Genomic DNA, 19036 nt, shown 5'->3' with positions numbered 1-19036 from the left:
TTTTTTTATTCATTAATACTTGGCTGAATACAAACAAATGCCAATTCATCATTGTTATTATTGAAAATCCATATTTTGCCATCTTTGGCAAAATAGTGAGGGATAGTGAAATCTAGTTCAGGAACTAAAACTTCTGCTACAAGATTGAATTCTTTATTAAAAGCAGTAATGAATGTTTTTCTTTTTGAGACTTTTGGAAATGCTGAGTTCTGGTTGGGGGATTCTTCAAATTCAAGTTGGTATGAAAGTCTATAATATTGTTCATTAAGTTCGTCATAAACTACAGGACCAAATCGTATTTGTGACAACATGGATATATAGCCTTCAAAAAATTCCTCTCTAGTCCCAAGACGATTGTTGACTTTTAATTCTACTTCATTGGGGGTGAGAGTACTTTTATAGTCCACCAGTTGAAGTTCATTGGATAAATTGTCAAACCAATAAATTTCATTGGTGAATTCATGAGAAACCAATGCGAGATTGTTTTCTTCAGATAAATAAATTCTTGGTGACATGTAATAATTATCAGGAGCAGAATGGGAGTGGGATTTGAATTTTTGATAGGGGTCAATATTGAATCTTGAAATAAGTTTTTTATTGAAATCCAATACGGCCAATTCTGACTTGTTTGATTTTAGAGGTCCTTCTACACTTATGATGGTGAAAAGTTTAGCAATAGAGTTTCTCAGGAATATTTTTTTTCGAGATATCTCTTCTTCTTTTAGTTGTTCACCTTTCCATTTTTCATCTCTTAAGGATATTTTTTTAATGAAATCCCCATTATGATTGAATATTTTGGCTGAGTAGAAATCATTTGAAACCAAGATTTTATCATCAGAAAATACATGAAAACTGGTGAAGCTGCTACCTACACCGAGCGGGCCATTTTCTTGAAAATAATTTTTGGAAACAAGCTCTTTTTGGGTAAGGTCTATTTTCTCTAGGCTAAAGTCAAAATGATTTAAATTATAAAGTGAACTTTTATTATTTGACAACCCAGAGTTATCCAAATTGTATTTAAGGTCCAGTATTTCTCCCTTGGAATCTATGAAAACAGTGTCTATAGAATAGTTGATGGATTTCAAGGTTTGATTTTTGTCTTTGATTTGACATGAATAAAATAGGATCATCAGCACTCCAAAAACTAAGTTTTTCATATTGGAAAAGTAAAGGTTAAATGGAAGATTAGTGAGTGTTTTTTGTTTTAATATCTAGTTAATCAGGGGAATGAAAAAATAATTTTAAGATTGTTAACATAGATTAAGCTTTATTAAGAGGCTAATAGAATTCATACTCCCGACTCAAGACTCAAGACCTAATACTCAATACTATTCCTCCTTCTGTATTGATTCTCACCAAGAACACTACCCTTATTTATTTTCCTTCTAAGGGGAAATCCTCCTAAATTGATTTTTGATTACAATTTTGGAATTATGACAGCAAATAAATTTGATAAAACCATAGAGGAGATTGATGCAATTAATGCTGAAGACCCTCATAAGGAATTAATTAACGGTAAGGAAGTCGCCAAGGAGTTGGTATATGGGCATAGAATGTCAGGAATGCTACTGGAGTTTTGTCCTGATGCTTCAGAGACTTTGCGTCTGGCGGCCAGATGTCAACACATTAAAAGATGGGCCATCCCGAGAGAAGATTTTCCTATGGATAGAAAGGGGTATTTGATGTGGAGAACCAAATTGAAGAAATTTCACGGTGAGCTTGCCGGTTCAATTATGGAAAAGCATGGCTATGAGAAAAAGGAGATCCAAATGGTAGATGATCTTCTTAACAAAAGAAGGTTGAAAACAGATCCCGATGTTCAGGCTCTGGAGGATGTGGTATGTTTGGTATTCCTAAAATATTATTTTGATGATTTTATTGTAAAACATCAGAATGAGGAAGAAAAGCTGGTGGACATTGTTCAAAAAACATGGAGAAAAATGTCAGAAAAAGGACATGAGGCTGCTTTGGCAATGAAACACTCTGATTCAGCCTTGACTATTGTGAAAAAAGCTTTGGCTGCTTAAAAGTTTTCTCGTAGAAGACTGATTGATCATTTAAATTTAGGGGCTCCTTATTTTGAGCAGCCCCATTTTTACACGATTGAGGTGAACTAAGGGTGAAAATAGGAGGAGCTATTGCCCTTGGTTTTCAATAGCATGGGGACGTGACCTCAGGCATAAAGTAGGGCGGTTATGGCCTGCTACCTTTGAAGAAATCCTTTTTTGTTTATTCCTCTTTAGTACCCAAAATACTTTTTTATAAGTGAAGTTCCAAATCCTATTTTTTAATTCTGCTGGCATAAGCATTTTTTTGGGAAAGTTTATGTGTTTGATTTCCAGTACGAAATGTGCAAATGCAATCGGTTGTGATAAGTTGGCTGATATTATTTTAACAGGTTCATAACGTATATTGTCCGTTTGTGGTAAAATGGTTGGTAATGTGAGTGCTTATGGATAATATTATAGACTAAGAATTTGTTGTAGAGTTAGTTTTTAAAATATTATTGTTTTGGTATTTGCTTTTTTACAAGGGGTTTATCATGCAATAATGAGAATCATGGTAATTAAGGAATGTTTTTATTCCAAAATCATTACCCCATTATAAAATAATAGGATAGCGTACTGATGGAGAAGACCATTAAAAATTTAAATGCAAAAAAAATAACCTTAGGGGCAGGGGTACTTTCCGCACTCCTACTTGCATTTGTATTTATTCCATTTGGAGAAGAAGGGGCACATTGGACCCTGTTGTTTTTAGGCAAGCTGCATCCTTTATTGGTGCATTTGCCCATCGGTGTATTAATAGCGCTTTTTGTTTTGGAATTGGCGCAATATTTTTCTCCTTCACTAGGCTTGAAACCTGCTTGTACCTTATTGCTTTGGTTGGCTGTAATTACATCTATTCCTACAGTAATTGTGGGTGCATTATTGGCAGGTAGTGGCGGATATGGTAGTGAAGTGATGGTATGGCACAAGTATTTAGGTTTAGGAACCGCCTTGATAAGTATTTGGCTATTGGCCTTGCGCTATCATATTGATGAAGAAGATAAACCACTATTGTCCTACAGGGCGTTGTTATTGGTAAATATTTTGTTCTTGAGTGCTACCGGCCATTATGGTGGATCCCTTACACATGGCTCTAATTATCTTACTGAGGATTTGCCAGAAGAAGTAAGAGCTTTTTTAGGAGATGACCCATTTGCATTGGATGGTTTGGTAGCCATGGAAAGTAGTGAAGTGGATGAAACCTTGGCAAAATATGCCTTCGAAAAAGATATTGATCCCATTACCCAGAATTATTGTGTTAGCTGCCACAATGAAGATGAAAAGAAAGGGGGGCTTAGGTTAGATGATATTAATCCGGACATGGTAAAGGGCCATGATGCAGAAACCTGGAGAGCCATGTTAAATATGGTAAACAGCGGTGAGATGCCTCCAAAAGATGAAGAGCAACTTACAGATGAGGAAAGAAGGGTATTGGTAGATTGGATTACGGCATCAATTCACCAAGCTGTGGCACAGAAGAAATCTGAACAACAGCCTGTGATCAGAAGATTGACCAAGGATCAGTACAGCAATACATTGTCTGAATTATTATATGTTCCTGTTAAATTCGGAGAAGTCCTTCCAGATGATGCAAAGTCAGAAATGGGTTTCAGTAATAATGGACAGGTTCTACAGGTGTCGCCATTGCATATAGAGTACTATAAGCAAATAGCCCGGGGTGCCCTGAATAAGGCAATTGTTTCAGAAAAGAAACCAGAAAGCATTCACTATAGGATTAAATTTGGCAAAGGCATTGGAAAGGGAAAGACTGCAGGGATGATTGGTGGTTACCAAAGTGCGCCCATTAATTCAGATGATTTTACAGTAGAGATATTAGATGAAAATGGTCAGCCAAAAATAGGGAAAGACAGTGCAAGTAAGGCTGAGCTAGACCGAATCAAGAAAGATATTGGGGTAGGGATGAGAGGGTCTCATGCCGATAGGTATCAAGTAGTAGATGAAGGGATCATCCTTTATTCGGCATTGCCGCACAAAGAGGTAACGCCTAAGTCTTGGCAAGGTCCATCCCCTAATTTGAAATTATTGTTCAGGAAGCATTTTCCTGAACAGGGTAATTTTGAGTTGAGGGTAAAAGCTTCCCGTGGATATCAGTGGGAGATACAGAAAGAAGGTTTGATAAGTTTAAGAAACGACCAGCCAGCTGAAAATCTTCCAGGAGCCATTGTTCTAGAAGCCTCAAAAGCTTTGAAATCAGAGAATCTGATAAAGAAAGAGGATTTCTATAGACCTAAAGACCTTACCAATCCTAGCTGGGCATATTATGAGTTTGAAGCTCCAAAAGACGGGTATTATCAAATTGATTTTGAACATCCTTATGTAGGTGCTGATGGAATGCCTTCCTTGGAAATGAGATTGGACAAGTTCAAGCTGGAGGAGCGTTTCCACTTTATGGATGACCAAAAAGACCTTGCCAAAATGCATACGGCATTGACTATGGCGTATTTGAAAGCAGGGAAACATAAATTCACCATTGGTGGGAAATTCTTTACAGGCTTTAGTAAAGTAACCATAAGTCCATTCCCTGAAGACCATCCAGTAACAGTACAGTTGAAATCAGAAGCTGAAAAGAGTCGTCAGAAATATGAAAATGATGTGCCTGTTATCAGGACCTTTGCCGGTTCTAGAACTGATGACGGGATGGATTATAAAACTTTTGATGATTTCAAGACGGTAAGCTCCAAGGTGGGGGATTTTGAGCACCTGACTTTCAAGGGAAGGTTGGAGAACTTGCCAATTCCTATGATCGATACGGTTGAAACAGAGATTTTGGCCAATATCATGATCTTGGGATTATGGAATGATTATTTGGTAAAAGACAATGAGGATTCCGGTCCGCCACTATTGATCAATGAATTGGAGTTTGAGGCTCCTTATTATCCTGTTTGGCCTCCTAAGAGCCATACCGAAATCTTCTTCCCTTCCTCTAAGGAAGATGATAAGGAGGCTTACACCAAAGAGGTGGTTAAGAAATTTATGGAGAGGGCTTACCGCAAACCTATTGAGAATTCGGAACTGGAGCCCTATATGGAATTCTGGAGAGGAGTTAAGGATGACTATCCACGTTATGAGGATGGTGTTAAGGAAGTTTTGGTGGCAGTGCTTTGTTCTCCTAAGTTTATTTATTTGGCAGAGCCAGAGGAGGATACAGAAGAGGAGGAAAAGGAATTCTTCCTAGCATCAAGATTAGCCTATTTCTTATGGGATTCAGCGCCTGATGATGAATTGCTGGAATTGGCGGAAGATGAGGACTTGCATAAAAGTAGGAATTTGAAAAAGCAGGTCGCTAGAATGGTTAAAGACGATAGGGTCTGGAATATGATTAGGTCTTTCAGTAATGAGTGGCTTAGGGTGGACCGTCATGAAGCCATGAGTACCAATGTCAATGAATATGCCGATTACACCCGATTTGTAAAAAGGGATATGGCTGAAGAGACCTATAATTTTATGCATTATGTCTTACAGCAAGATCTGAGTATTATGAATATGATTGAGTCGGATTTTGCCATGCTGAATCAAAATTTGGCTGAGTTTTATGGCATAGAGGGCGTTAAGGGAAGTCATTTTAGACCAGTTGCGATTACGCCGGATATGCATCGTGGAGGATTATTGTCTCAAGGGGCATTCCTAAGCGGGCATTCAGACGGAACTCAAGCGCATGCCATTAAAAGGGCTGTATGGCTTAAAACCAAGATTTTGGGAGACAGGCCACCTGCTCCTCCACCAAATGTTCCAGAGCTTGATCCTGAAACTCCTGGTTTTGAAGAATTGACTTTGAAGGAACAGTTGTTTGTGCATAGGGATAAAGCTGCTTGTATGGATTGTCATAAAAAGATAGATCCTTATGGAATAGTGTTTGAAAACTATAATGCAGTGGGAAGATTCCAGACCGTGGCAAAGGAAAAACCAATCGATACTAAAGCGGAACTTCCTGGTGGAGAGAAAGTTGAAGGAATTGATGAAATAAAGTCGTATATTTTAAATATGAAGCAGGATGATTTTACCCGGTCTTTGGTGAAGCATTTGTTTTCTTATGCTTTAGGTAGGGATGTGACTTTTGTGGATGAAAGGGAAATTGAGGCCATTGTTAGAGAAGTGAGATCTGATGATTATCGATTCCGGTCAGTAATTGAACATATCGTATTGAGTCCTTCTTTTAGGGGTGAGAATTAATTTAGGAAATAAGATAGAACCGGATGGCTTTCCGGTTTTAAACTCCTAAGAAGAATAAAATAGAGTAAAAATAGATTTGTAAGTTAATTGATATAGTATACTAGGTAATAGTTTGGCCCGACTTTTTATGGTAGCATCTTAGTCCTGGTAAATTGAAAAATGAATTAATGATAAAGACAAAATAATCATGGGAAAGAAATCTTGGCATTTAGATCGAAGGACATTTTTGAAAGGCTTGGGAGTCAGTTGTATGCTTCCTTATATGGAGGCCATGAGTACACCTTTGGCTAAAGTTGGTTCTATGAGCGAGGCTCCAAAAAGGCTTTGCTTCGTTTATTTTCCAAACGGGGTAGGGCTTCCTCCCGTTACCAATTATCACCATGAACATTGGAACTGGTTTCCTTTGGGTGAAGGCAAGGATTATCGATTTACCAAAACACTTTCTCCATTGGAAAGGCACAGGAAAGAGATCTCGATTCTAGGAGGACTAAGTCACCCTAAAAGCCGTAGGTTGCTAGGGCACCTTGCTGGTGATACTTGGTTGACCGGTGGTGATCTTAGGGGCAGTGAATATAAAAATAACATTTCGGTGGATCAGTTGGCTGCCCAACATCTTGCCAAACATACCAGATTTCCTTCTTTGGCCTTGTCCACAGATGGTGGTGTAGGCTACAAATCCAGGGTATCGACACTTTCTTTTGATCCAAACGGAAGACCGATGCCTTCTGAGCACAGACATAGGGAGATTTTTGAAAGGTACTTTGCCCCTGGAGGAGGTGAAACCACTCAAGCTAGAAGAAAAAGTTTGCAACAAGAGCAAAAAATTGTTGACTTGGTGCTAGCAGATAGTAAGCAGCTTCAAAGAAGGTTGGGGAAGCATGATCAGTTGAAGTTGGATGAATATATGACCTCTTTGAACCAAGTAGAAGAACAGATCAAGCGAAATGAGAAATGGCTGAATGTTCCTATGAAAGAATTTAATGCTGATCATATCAATTTGAACCCCAATGCTACTGTAGATCCAGAGAGCTATATCCGCTCTTCCTTTGACCTGATGGTTTTGGGAATGCAGACAGATATTACTAGGGTCATGACCTATATGATGGCCCGAGAAGATGGGATGGGATTTGGTGAGAACTTCCCTAAGCTAGCATTAGGATTTAAAAATGGACACCACGCCATTAGCCATGACCAATCCAAAAATCACTGGGTAGAATGGGGTAGTTATGACCAATGGTTGGCCAAGCAATTCTCTTATTTCTTGGACAAGATGAAGAACACAGAGGATGAATATGGCCCATTAATCCATAATACGCTTGTGTTGTATGGTTCTGCTTGTAGTAGTACCCATGATGCCGTTAACTATCCTTTGGTATTGGCTGGTGGTAAAAATATGGGAGTGAATCATGGTACTTATACCAAGTTTGATGAGCACAGCCCAATGTCCAATTTGTTTGTCAGCATGTTACATACCATAGGCATTCCTGTGGAAAGTTTCTCTGATAGTACTGGAAAGTTGGAAACAGATATTTTAGGATAAGGATTATAGAATTTTAATATAAAAAGGCCATCTACACATGCGGATGGCCTTTGATTTTATGCGGCTGGTTTAATTTTCTCTAATTTCTATTTAGTCTTGAGGATATCTTAAGTCGAACCTATCTAGTTTCATGACTTTATCCCAAGCTGCTGCAAAGTCCTTGATAAATTTCTCCTTAGAACCATTACTGGCATAAACTTCAGCTAGTGCCCTTAATTCAGAGTTCGAACCAAAAATCAGATCGGCGCGGGTAGCAGTGTATTTTGTTTCACCTGTTTCTCTGTCTTTACCCTCAAAGATCTCTTTGGTATCATCAGTAGCGGACCATTCGGTGCTCATATCCAAGAGGTTCACAAAGAAATCATTGCTTAGCTTATCCTTTTCTGCAGAGAAAATCCCCAAGTTTGAATTGTCAAAATTGGCGTTAAGTGAACGCATCCCTCCAAGTAAAACGGTCATTTCTGGAGCGGTTAGGGTCAATAATTGCGCCTTGTCGATCAACAATTCCTCCGTGGAAATAGTGTACTGGGTTTTTAGATAGTTTCTGAACCCATCGGCCATTGGCTCAAGCAATTTAAATGACTCAACATCCGTTTGCTCTGCCAAAGCATCCATACGACCAGGGATAAATGGGATGTTGACTGGATAACCTGCATTGGCAGCCGCCTTTTCCACGGCAGCATCACCACCTAGTACAATGAGGTCCGCCAATGAAACTTTTTTAGCGCCTGATTTGGCATTGAAATCAGCTTGGATTTTTTCCAGTGTTCCCAAGACCTTGGCCAGTTGTGATGGATTGTTTACTTCCCAATCCTTTTGAGGAGCCAACCGGATTCTTGCACCATTCGCTCCGCCTCTTCTGTCTGATCCTCGGTAAGTAGATGCAGAAGCCCAGGCAGTTGATACCAATTCACTGATGCTCAGGCCAGAATTTAAAATGGTAGATTTCAGCCTGGCAATATCAGTTTTAGTGATCAGGGGATGATTCACTGCAGGAATGGGGTCTTGCCAGATAAGGTCTTCCGTTGGGGCTTCAGGGCCTAAATAGGTGGTTTTTGGTCCCATATCTCTGTGGGTTAGCTTAAACCAAGCTCTGGCAAAAGCCTCATTAAATGCTTCAGGATTTTCATAGAATCTTCTTGAAATCTTTTCGAAGCCAGGGTCCATCCTTAAGGACAAATCAGTAGTAAACATGGTTGGCTGATGTCTTTTGGTTTTGTCAAAGGCATCCGGAACGGTCATGTCGGAATCCTTGGCTACCCATTGGTGGCCACCTGCTGGACTTTTGGTCAGTTCCCATTCGTTTTCGAATAGACTTACAAAGAATAAATGGCTCCACTGAGTAGGTGTGGGCGTCCAGGTTACTTCCAGTCCTGATGTAATAGCATCCTCTCCTTTTCCGGATTTGTAGGAGCTCTTCCATCCAAAACCTTGCTCTTCAATACCTGCTGCTTCTGGGTCTGGGCCTACATTGGTAGCTTCTCCCGCTCCATGGGCCTTTCCTAGCGTGTGTCCACCTGCAATCAAAGCTACAGTTTCCTCATCGTTCATCCCCATTCTACCAAAAGTCTGGCGGATGTCTTCTGCTGCCAATAATGGGTCAGGGTTTCCATTAGGTCCTTCAGGATTTACATAGATCAATCCCATCTGTACCGCTGCCAATGGGTTTTCCAATTCCCTATCTCCAGAGTATCTTTTTTCATCTGAAAGCCACTCTTTTTCAGCTCCCCAGTAAACATCCATTTCTGGTTCCCAGACATCTTCTCTACCTCCTGCAAAACCAAAAGTTTTAAAGCCCATGTCTTCTAGGGCTACGTTTCCGGTAAGCACCATCAAATCTGCCCAAGAAATCTTGTCACCATACTTTTGTTTGATTGGCCAAATCAATCTTCGTGCCTTATCTAAATTGGCATTATCAGGCCAACTGTTCAATGGAGCAAACCTTTGCTGCCCTGCTCTTGATCCTCCTCTACCATCTGCCGTTCTGTAGGTGCCCGCACTATGCCAGGCCATTCTGATAAACAAACCACCATAGTGACCGAAATCTGCTGGCCACCATTCTTGGGAATCTGTCAATACCTTTCGGATATCTTCTTTTAATGTGTGATAATCAAGGCTGTTAAACTCTTCTATATAATTGAACTTTTCTCCCATAGGGTTGGAAAGTGAAGAGTTTTGTCGGAGTATGCTTAAGTTGAGTTGATTAGGCCACCAGTCACTGTTACTGGTTGCTTTAATATTTGACTTGCTCTTTTTAGTCGCTCCAGAATGTCCGTCTGCTTTGGTCATTTCTTGATCAGTACTTTTTTCCTGACAGGCAGGAAGCATAAAAGCCAATGCTATTAGCCACAAAAATGTCATTGTATTTTTCATATATAAAGGATTTAGTTGATGAATTTCTTTTACAAAATTACATAGCCATCAACGGATCATCATTATAAATACAATTGATTGTTTTTATTAATTGATAGAAAAAATCTATTAAAATATACCGTTTTGTTTTTTTGAATATGGGCGTAATGTTTTGATAGAGCGTTTTTTGTAGTGTTGTTGAGCTTTTTGTTAACTCTTAAACAATAAAAAATGTGATTTAAATAATAGAGATTTGCTGTTACTAGCTTTCAAAAATCACGGGATAAACTAAGTTTAGATTGGATGAATTATGGATCATAATTCATAGTGCATTGATAGTTGCCTTGGCAAAAAAAAAATAATTGTCAAAAAGTGTTTAAAAGAAAAGGTTCTGTGAGAGAATTAACTGTTCCCAGATTTATTTTTGTCAGAATGCCCTAAGTGTTTATCTGGAACTATTTCATCTCGGACAGCTTGTTTTAGCTCAGTTATTTCGGGAAATCGCCCTTTTTCCTTTCTGGACCAAACTAAATTGCCGTTGGCACTTACTTCAAAAATGCCTCCAGTCCCAGGTGTTAAAGTCAAATGTTTGATATCTCCATCAAAGGTGCTCAATAATTCTTGTGCCATCCAAGTGGCCCTTAACATCCATCGACATTGGGTACAGTATTTAATTTCTATACTATGGTTCATCGCTTTTTGATTGTTCATTTAAAGTTAAAGATCAAAATTGATTTTTTCCAAGTGATTCAATTTTCCTTTCAAAATAGGTGATCACAACTACGTGGTTAATTAGAATAATTTGGTTTTAAATCGATTTTGGTCTAGATAGTGATTTCGTCCTTGCTTATATGCAAGTTTTATATGTTGTAATAGGTTTTGTACAAAATATTTTGTAAATAAAGTAGGGATAGCAGAATGTTTTCATGTGAAATATTCTGTTAGTAGGATTGATGTTATACCCAAAACCCAAATAGCCATGATTAACGAACCTAATATCCTGCATTTCAAAATCTCTCCTGTTTTAAGTCACCACACATGGGTAAGTACCTTTGCTAAGGTGGTAAGAGCAATAGCTATCATTATTTTTCTGACTCCTTTTGTTTTTAGAATGTTAGGGGACATTTCTTTGGATATGTACTTTCTAATGTTTTTTGGTTGTTGGGGAGCTTCCATTTTTCTGTTTCTGGGAGCTGAAATCCTGGACGCATTGACTGAACCGGGCCATATAGACCTTTGAAAGGTGATTATTTCTTAGAATGAGGAATATGATAAGGTAAAACTATGGAAGCGTTCATACTTGGATACTTTTTATAGGTCTCTCTTATTCTCACAATTTTTATGATTGATATCATAGAGAAGGGAAATGCATGTTTGAATATTGAGTCTTTAACTCAATTATCGTAAATTTTAATCATTAAATTATCAATTAAGAAATATGCTCTTACCAAATAAAAGTTGGGGGATATTTCTCTGGGAAAATATTGGGATGGAAGCCTGATATTTCATCCGCATTGGGCAGTAGGGAATAAGTTTTAGAATAGACTAGAAATATTTTTTAATAATTATTCATAAAAATCCCTGATAGCCATAGGGTATACCTGCACTCTAGGTGTCTTTCTTGTACAAAAAAGGATTAACAAATTGGAAGTTGACCTAATTAAACCGTTCAGTTGCCTATGAATTCGTAGAGATGAAATTGGTTTTAGCTTTCAATGTTGGGTTCTATTTCTTTACAATCAATTAATGTATTATGAAAACAAATATCATTTGTCTGTTGCTTTTAGCAGTAGTTTCCTTTTCCTGTGAAAAGGACCACCTTTGTATCAAAGGAGATGGCAATGTGCGAGAGTATGAACTAGAGTTAGATGATTTTGATCAGATTTCACTGGTAGGTCCCATTGATCTTGTGATTATCCAAGATGAACAGGCTTCCTTAAAGGTTATGGCAGAGGCTCAATTAATGAATGAGTTGGAATATAGGGTGAGAAATAATGAGCTTAGAATAGGCTTGGAGGGAAATATTCGATGCTTAGACAGCAATAAAGGTATTTTGGTTGTGGCCACATTACCTAATATTCGAAAAGTGAGCGCAGATGGTTTGAGTACAGTGACCAGTGAAGGAGAGCTTGATTTGGAGGAATTGGTCATAGCGTCTTTTGGAGAATTTCACTTGGAACTTTCTGGTGAAGTAGATAGACAGGTACTTTATGGAGAAGGAAGAGTTGAGGTGTCTAATTTTGGCTTACTGGCACAGGAAACGGTAATTGAGATTTCTGGTAGGGGAGACTATGAAGTTTCATGTTCAGAAGAATTGTCCATTGATGTAGAGGGCTCTGCAAGGGTAGATTATAAAGGGACCCCTAGAATCAATCAAAGAGTGGAAGGATTACTGGACTTAAATGATGCTAATTAGAAAGAGATAATTACGATTTTAAAAATAAAAAACACATTGTTCCATTTGAGACGGAGCAATGTGTTTTTTATTTATGTGTGATCTTTTATTGAATTGTATTAAAAATGTAGGTTCATAACTTATGTAAAGAAGTTTTTTCGGTAATATTTTCAATGGACTTGTTATATTTGATTTTATGAAAATACTTGTAATTGATATCGGAGGGTCAAATATTAAAATTTTAGCCACTGGCCAAGAGGAAAGAATAAAGATTCCCTCAGGAAGTGATTTTTCACCTGAAGAAATGATACCCTTGGTTAAGGAACAAGCCTCTAATTGGGAATACGATGTGGTCTCAATGGGATTCCCTGGGATAGTCAAAAACAATAATATTTTAACAGAACCTATCAACCTTGGACATGGATGGGAAACCTATGATTTTGAAGGAGCTTTTGGCCGTCCTATAAAAATTATCAATGATGCGGCAATGCAAGCTTTGGGGAGTTATGAAGGTAAAAAGATGCTCTTTATGGGCTTGGGGACGGGCTTGGGAACAGCGATGGTGTTGAACAATATCGTAATACCAATGGAAGCAGCGCATTTGCCATATAGGAAAAGCACCTTTGAATCTTATATAGGAAAAGTCTATTTCAATAAACATGGGATAAAGAAATGGGAAAAACATGTAAACAAATGTGTTGAATATTTTTTCAGGGCTTTCCAGCCAGATGAAATTGTGTTGGGTGGAGGAAATTCCAAGCACCTTACCAAAGTTCCCGATAGATGCCGGCTAGGAACCAATAAAAATGCCTTTAAAGGTGGTTTTAGGCTTTGGGAAGAAGATATTAAGTTTTAACCGAAGAATAAGTCGGTTATAATGATTTAGGGCATTGTAAAATACCCTTTTTTATTCTATGGTGTTTGTCTTTAAAAGGCAGAGGTGTAGTGAAAATCACAAAAGGTCAATCGCAATTTTTGTAATCTTCTTCAGATTTTGGGTTAGGAAAATTGTCACTTTCATCCTCATCAGGCCTTTTATGCAGGCATTGGAAGTCTTTTTCTATCAAAATCAGGTTTTCATACTTATCTCCTTCATTCTGAACAAAACGCATCGTGACTTCATCAGAATTGGACCAATTGTCAGAAAGGGATTTGGGGACATAGATTTTGAGCTCATTTCCAAAGAAATGTGCAGAGATAGATGGGGCTTTCTCATCAGGGATTAGGCTATAAGCCAGACCGAAATTATTGTTGTCAAGGTATAGGTTTTCTGTAACCGATTGGCCTTTGGCAATTTCTTTAACCTCTGTTTGGCTAAGGCGAAGCCTAATGGAGTTATTATTGATCCTTAGTTTCATAATCAGTAAGATTATTTTGTAATCAATTTAAATGCAGATTTTGGACTTTCACAAACTGAGCAGCAATAATTTGTGGGTAATTTCATAAATGATGTACCAGGTAATATATCTGAATCTGGATCTCCATATTTTTCATCATAAATCGTCATGCAATTTGAGCACTGATATTTTTTGTGGTGCTTTTGTTCAGAATTTAAATCAGAATCACTGTTGTCCGGATTTTTTCTTTCCTCCAATTGATCATAATATTTATAACTCAGCTCGATAAGCAATGGTGGAATAGTGTCAATTGGGACATTTTTAGCATAGAAATAATACTCTGAAAGATTTGGGTTGAAGTCCTTGGAGTACAAAATGTTAAATGTGTCAGGGTCATTAGGATTTTCCTTGGGGGCTTTTTCTATCGCTACAGAGGTAAACAGTGCCATATGCTTAGTTTTTATCGAGAAGCTCAGTCCATAGGTACTGATGTCCTGCTTGTCTAGGGCACGAACAAGGTAGTTTTTAATATTGAGGGCTTCCTCATCCAGAACAGGCAAGTGCCAATGAAGCTCGAGCGAACTGTGACGAATATTGATGCCATATTTGCCCAACAATTTTTCCCAGCTTAACCTGTCTTTTTCTGCAATGCCTTTTACAATGATTGATTTCCAAGGAGTAATACATATTTTACCTATATTGGTTTCCATGCAAAGCTCGCAAAGGGCCTTGAGGAAATTGATGGTGAATTTATTGTTTCTCCAGTATAGGCCCAGCCAATATTTGCCCCCAACAATCCTGTTCATGCCTTCATAATAAGGGGAGTTTGATTCAGGGTAGTCTAATTCCTGCTCTATAGGACTTGTATTGGGTGTAGTTTGGGAAATTGCTTTATGAAAGATTTCAGCATATTTCAAATGACTGCCTACAGGGTCCAAATCCTCAATGGTTTTGGCCACTTTGGCCAGATCATAGCCATAAATTAGTACAGGTGCACACCAAGGTTTTGGATCAATTTCTGAAAATCGAAGGTATAAAAACCAATAATTATCAATGGAGGATGCGACGAAGTTAATATTTCCTGTGAAAAGGGGGACTAGACTTTGAACAGGGTCGGTAATGTTGATCTTAAGTTTTGCCTGATAGTCAAAGGTATCAAGAATATAATGATAAGTGTGCGAAGCTAGCCAATGAGTAGTTGGCATCACATCCAAGGCAGTATATGAAGTAACGATATTATGGTATTCCTCACCATCTGTATCGTAGGCGGTGTTGATAGCGCTGAAAGTGTTTTCGAGGCTTTGAAGGTTTTTGTCTTTGACAGGAAATAGAATATCCTGACGTGAACCCAAATGGATATATTTGGTGCCCAGTTCATAGGCTGTGTTGATCGTTTTAAGGAAATCACCTGGGGAGATGATCCCGCCTTTTACAAATACCCTTACTAAATCCTCTTTTTGCATTTTGTTATAGCTTTTGCTGTGGTAAAGTTATGGTTTTATCGTGAAGGATGTTGATTTGCTCTGTCCTATTGATAATTTTCCGAATTAGATTTAAATCGGTTTAAGTCCGATATTAAGCTTATAGATTTGTTTTTCAAAGGACCAATATATAAGCTTAAAGGTTTGGAGGGGACTATGCTTTGACTAGTGCAGGCAATTCTTTATCAAGGATGCTTTTAACTTCTGGCTTACAGCTTCCACAGCCAAGTCCTGCTCCGGTTTGCTGACAGAGCTGTCTGAATTCATGACAGCCGGATTGGATGGCTTTGGTGATATTTCCTGTGCCTACATTGCCGCATGAACAGACCATTTCCCCCATTAATTCTTCTTTACTGGATTTTCCGCGTAGCAATTCTTGCCGTTTTTTGGAGAGCTCAGTTTTTTCTTCAATTAAGCTTTTGAATTCAGCAAACTCTGATTTATCTCCCATCAGAATGGTGCCGACTAAGCGATCCTGGTAAACGATACATTTTTTATAGTAAGTTTGTGCAGTGTCAATCAATAAGATTTCCTCATAGCCCTCGGCATTGGCCGGGATTTCTGGTATGCCGATGGAACAAAGGTCCAGATCAGCAAATTTTAAAATGTTCATTGGAACAGACCCCTTATAGATGCTTAGCAAGTCCCCAGTAATAAATCTGGCTGCGATATCCGCTTGCATTTCTGCCGCAGCCGTGATGCCATTTAACTTGCCATGGTGTTCGGCGATTTCTCCCATGGCAAATATGGAAGGATCACTTGTTTGAAGGTAGTCGTTTACTTTTATACCTCTTCCACAATCCAATCCTGAGGATTTTGCCAATTCCATATTTGGCCGCGTTCCAATAGCATAAACCACGGCATTACAATGAATGGTCTTGCCACTTTTTAAGCTGACAGTAACACTTTTTTCTGTCTCATTACTTTCTAGATGGGAAACTTGGTTATTCATATAGAGTTGTACACCCATTTCTTCGATTTTTTCTCGAAGTAGGGAACTGGCCATAGGATCCAATTGACGTTCCATTAACCTAGAGCCAAGCTGTACTATAGTTACCTCAATATTTATCTCACGCAGTGCTGCCGCCAATTCAAGCCCCAAAAGCCCTCCTCCTGCGATAAGGACATGCCCTTGGTAGTTAAGGTAGGATTTAAGTTGATCTGCATTTTGCCGACTTCTCATGGTGAAGATACCAGGTAGGTGCATGGGGACATCAGCAGGTACAAAGGCCCTGCTTCCTGTGGCCAAAATCAAGGTATCATAGTGATGTACCAATCCTTTTTCATCAGTGACTGTTTTATTGGAACGGTCAATTGATTCAATGCCATTTTCAATATAAAGCTTAATATTTAGTTTGTTCATCTCCTCTTCGGATTTGAACTTTAGTAAATCTTCCCAAGCCTTATGACGATTGACATAATCCGGTAAAAGTACCCTATTATAAAATGGATACTTCTCCTTAGAGAATACATGGATTTCGTCACTTTCATTAAATTCCCGATAGCTGTTGATGAAGCGGTATGCAGCAGCACCGGCTCCCACTATCAATAATTTTTGTTTTGGCTTAACGTATTTTGCGACCTGTACAGCCGAATATTTAAAGTCAGGCTGCTTAGATACAGGATCAATGTTATTCCCAGTTAGGTTATTGGTTCTGGAAAAATCATTGTTGAGAATTTTGCCCCAGTGCATGGGAAGGAAAACGACTCCTTTTTTTATTTTTTCACTTATCTGGGCATGTACCCTTACTTCTCCTCTTTTCCCGGAAATAAGCACTGTCTCGCCGTCCTTTATACCTCTACTTTGGGCATCATCAGGATGTATTTCCAAAAATGGAGTAGGTATGTGTTTGTTTAGCTTGGATACTTTTCCCGTTCTGGTCATGGTATGCCACTGGTCCCTGATCCTACCTGTAGTCAAGATCAATGGTAAATCTTTGCTCAGTTTTTCGGTGTCGTTTTTTGGACCACTGGCCAATATTTGGGCACGACCATTAGGGGTGAAGAATTTTTTATCGGTAAATAACCTACTTGTTCCTCCTTCCTTCTTGTTTTTGAATGGCCATTGAGCGGTGCCTTTGCTTTTTAGATGCTCATAGTCCAAAGCTGAAATGTCAATATTGGTGCCTTTGGTCAATTGGCAATATTCCGCATACACCGCTCCCATGTCTTGAAAATCAAAACCATTGAAGTTCATTTTTTTTGCAAAACGAATGAGAATTTCTGCATCAGGGAGGGCTTCTCCAGGAGCCTCGGTAAATTTGTTGAGATAGCTGATCCTTCTTTCCGAATTGGTCATGGTACCCTCTTTTTCTCCCCAACCCGCTGCAGGTAATACTAAATCGGCATATGGAATGGCTTCCGCCTTGCTTGAGATATCTTGGACTACTACAAATTTCGCCTTTTTCATGGCTGCTTCTACTCGAGCGGCATTGGGCATGCTGACCAATGGATTGGTGCAGATTATCCATAGGGCTTTTATGGAGCCGTCTTCCAAACCTTCAAAGATTTGAGTGGCTGTTTTGCCAGGATTTTCAGGAAGACTTTCTACATTCCAGAATCGGGCAACTTCTTCCCGGTGCTCTGGATTGAGCAGATTTCTGTGAGAGGCCAATAGTGTGGCCATTCCCCCAACTTCCCTTCCTCCCATAGCATTGGGTTGACCAGTAAGACTAAATGGTCCCGATCCGGGCTTTCCTATATGGCCTGTAATAAGGTTGAGATCTATTAGGGCAAGGTTTTTATTAACTCCTTCAGCACTTTGGTTAAGTCCCATTGCCCAAAGGGATAGGAAGCCTTTGGCATTACCAATATAGGAGGCAGCTAATTTTATATCCCTTATAGCGACATCACAGGTCTTGGCAGCGTCTTCAAGACTGGTTTGTAGGACCAATTCCTTATAAGCTTCGAATCCATCTGTATGTTGTTTGATAAATTCGAGATCAATATCTCCTTGTTCTATGATGCATCTTCCTATGGCGAGATAAAGTGTTTCATCAGTACCTGGTCTTATTTGAAGGTGTAGATCGGCCAAGGAACAGCTTTGGGTTACCCTTGGGTCCACCACAATGATTTTAGTTTCAGGATTTTCTTCCTTGTGTTTCTCTATTCTTCTCCAAAGAATGGGGTGGCACCAAGCAGGGTTGGCACCAGCCACTAGGAAACAGTCTGCTAATTCGATGTCTTCATAGGAGATAGGAACACTGTCTTCTCCCAAGGTTTTTATATAGCCCATCACGGCTGAACTCATGCACAGCCTTGAATTGGTGTCAATATTATTGGTCTGCAGGTAAGCCTTGGTCAGTTTATTGACTAAGTAGTATTCTTCCGTTAGGCATTGCCCGGAAACATAAAAAGCTACTGAGTCAGGTCCATGTTTTTTTATGATGGATTTGAATACGGCAGCAGCCCTATTGAGCGCTGTATCCCAGTCCACCTTTTCCAATGGGTGTGACTTTCCCCAACGCATCTGTGGGTAGAGGAGACGGTCGGACTTGTCCTCAACTACGTAATGTAGATTCATGCCCTTTGAGCATAGCATGCCCCGATTAACCGGATGTTCAGGGTCGCCTTCTACTGTAACTCGACCTTTTTTGTCCTTGTTGGCAATAATTCCGCAACCAACACCACAGTAGGAACAAGTACTTTTATAACTTTCAGCTTTTGTCATTGACATTGCTTGGGGGTTTAGT

The 19036-nt window shown here is 39.1% G+C and carries 12 protein-coding genes; 6 read left to right on the top strand and 6 right to left on the bottom strand.

The genetic code is table 11. The annotated features are described in order from the left end of the window. Positions 1–5: 5 nt before the first annotated feature. Positions 6–1157 carry a DUF4221 family protein gene (locus KMW37_RS04125; RefSeq protein WP_215223304.1) on the bottom strand — a complete coding sequence of 384 codons (1152 nt, stop codon included), beginning with the start codon at positions 1155–1157 and terminating at the stop codon, positions 6–8. Positions 1158–1433: 276 nt separating this feature from the next. Between KMW37_RS04125 and KMW37_RS04120 the strand changes: the two genes are divergently transcribed. The 3 genes from KMW37_RS04120 (at position 1434) to KMW37_RS04110 (ending at position 7779) form a co-directional block, all read left to right on the top strand. Beyond that, the gene (locus KMW37_RS04120) at positions 1434–2027 is read left to right on the top strand and encodes a DUF4202 domain-containing protein (RefSeq protein WP_215223303.1); all 594 of its coding nucleotides are present in this window, start codon (positions 1434–1436) and stop codon (positions 2025–2027) included. A gap of 600 nt (positions 2028–2627) precedes the next feature. Further along, entirely contained in the window at positions 2628–6239 is a 3612-nt protein-coding gene (locus tag KMW37_RS04115) for a DUF1592 domain-containing protein (protein WP_215223302.1), read from the top strand. A gap of 187 nt (positions 6240–6426) precedes the next feature. Then, the gene (locus KMW37_RS04110) at positions 6427–7779 is read left to right on the top strand and encodes a DUF1552 domain-containing protein (protein WP_215223301.1); all 1353 of its coding nucleotides are present in this window, start codon (positions 6427–6429) and stop codon (positions 7777–7779) included. 90 nt (positions 7780–7869) lie between these two features. Here KMW37_RS04110 and katG read toward each other — a convergent pair whose 3' ends face one another. Continuing rightward, positions 7870–10107, bottom strand: coding sequence for a catalase/peroxidase HPI (katG, locus tag KMW37_RS04105; RefSeq protein ID WP_394369593.1), 2238 nt, complete (start codon positions 10105–10107; stop codon positions 7870–7872). 426 nt (positions 10108–10533) lie between these two features. After that, entirely contained in the window at positions 10534–10842 is a 309-nt protein-coding gene (locus KMW37_RS04100; protein ID WP_246581322.1) for a SelT/SelW/SelH family protein, read from the bottom strand. Between the two features lie 268 nt (positions 10843–11110). On the opposite strand from KMW37_RS04100, the gene KMW37_RS04095 reads away from it, so the two are divergent. The 3 genes from KMW37_RS04095 (at position 11111) to KMW37_RS04085 (ending at position 13382) form a co-directional block, all read left to right on the top strand. Next, positions 11111–11371, top strand: coding sequence for a hypothetical protein (locus KMW37_RS04095; protein WP_215223299.1), 261 nt, complete (start codon positions 11111–11113; stop codon positions 11369–11371). Between the two features lie 513 nt (positions 11372–11884). After that, a complete protein-coding gene (locus KMW37_RS04090; RefSeq protein ID WP_215223298.1) occupies positions 11885–12547 on the top strand; it encodes a GIN domain-containing protein in 663 nt (220 codons plus the stop codon). A 175-nt stretch (positions 12548–12722) separates the two neighbouring features. Then, positions 12723–13382: an ROK family protein gene (locus tag KMW37_RS04085; RefSeq protein ID WP_215223297.1), complete on the top strand. Its 660-nt coding sequence runs from the start codon at positions 12723–12725 to the stop codon at positions 13380–13382. A gap of 106 nt (positions 13383–13488) precedes the next feature. Here the strand turns inward: KMW37_RS04085 and KMW37_RS04080 are convergent, their stop codons facing one another. The 3 genes from KMW37_RS04080 to KMW37_RS04070 form a co-directional block, all read right to left on the bottom strand. Further along, positions 13489–13884, bottom strand: coding sequence for a DUF7009 family protein (locus tag KMW37_RS04080; protein ID WP_215223296.1), 396 nt, complete (start codon positions 13882–13884; stop codon positions 13489–13491). Between the two features lie 11 nt (positions 13885–13895). After that, positions 13896–15326, bottom strand: a complete 1431-nt coding sequence (locus KMW37_RS04075; RefSeq protein WP_215223295.1) for a rubredoxin domain-containing protein — start codon at positions 15324–15326, stop codon at positions 13896–13898. Between the two features lie 172 nt (positions 15327–15498). After that, the gene (locus KMW37_RS04070) at positions 15499–19020 is read right to left on the bottom strand and encodes a nitrate reductase (RefSeq protein WP_215223294.1); all 3522 of its coding nucleotides are present in this window, start codon (positions 19018–19020) and stop codon (positions 15499–15501) included. Positions 19021–19036 lie beyond the last annotated feature (16 nt).

It is taken from the genome of Echinicola shivajiensis (assembly GCF_018642165.1).
GTDB classification, from domain to species: Bacteria; Bacteroidota; Bacteroidia; order Cytophagales; family Cyclobacteriaceae; genus Echinicola; species Echinicola shivajiensis.
Note: the sequence above shows the minus strand (reverse complement) of the source record. Positions and strands in the feature narration are given on the sequence as shown.

Excerpts from the sequence above, each read along its gene's own strand:
- KMW37_RS04125 (WP_215223304.1), bottom strand. The coding sequence starts at position 1,157 with ATGAAAAACTTAGTTTTTGGAGTGCTGATGATCCTATTTTATTCATGT.
- KMW37_RS04120 (WP_215223303.1), top strand. The coding sequence starts at position 1,434 with ATGACAGCAAATAAATTTGATAAAACCATAGAGGAGATTGATGCAATT.
- KMW37_RS04115 (WP_215223302.1), top strand. The coding sequence starts at position 2,628 with ATGGAGAAGACCATTAAAAATTTAAATGCAAAAAAAATAACCTTAGGG.
- KMW37_RS04110 (WP_215223301.1), top strand. The coding sequence starts at position 6,427 with ATGGGAAAGAAATCTTGGCATTTAGATCGAAGGACATTTTTGAAAGGC.
- katG (WP_394369593.1), bottom strand. The coding sequence starts at position 10,107 with ATGCTTCCTGCCTGTCAGGAAAAAAGTACTGATCAAGAAATGACCAAA.
- KMW37_RS04100 (WP_246581322.1), bottom strand. The coding sequence starts at position 10,842 with ATGAACAATCAAAAAGCGATGAACCATAGTATAGAAATTAAATACTGT.
- KMW37_RS04095 (WP_215223299.1), top strand. The coding sequence starts at position 11,111 with ATGATTAACGAACCTAATATCCTGCATTTCAAAATCTCTCCTGTTTTA.
- KMW37_RS04090 (WP_215223298.1), top strand. The coding sequence starts at position 11,885 with ATGAAAACAAATATCATTTGTCTGTTGCTTTTAGCAGTAGTTTCCTTT.
- KMW37_RS04085 (WP_215223297.1), top strand. The coding sequence starts at position 12,723 with ATGAAAATACTTGTAATTGATATCGGAGGGTCAAATATTAAAATTTTA.
- KMW37_RS04080 (WP_215223296.1), bottom strand. The coding sequence starts at position 13,884 with ATGAAACTAAGGATCAATAATAACTCCATTAGGCTTCGCCTTAGCCAA.
- KMW37_RS04075 (WP_215223295.1), bottom strand. The coding sequence starts at position 15,326 with ATGCAAAAAGAGGATTTAGTAAGGGTATTTGTAAAAGGCGGGATCATC.
- KMW37_RS04070 (WP_215223294.1), bottom strand. The coding sequence starts at position 19,020 with ATGTCAATGACAAAAGCTGAAAGTTATAAAAGTACTTGTTCCTACTGT.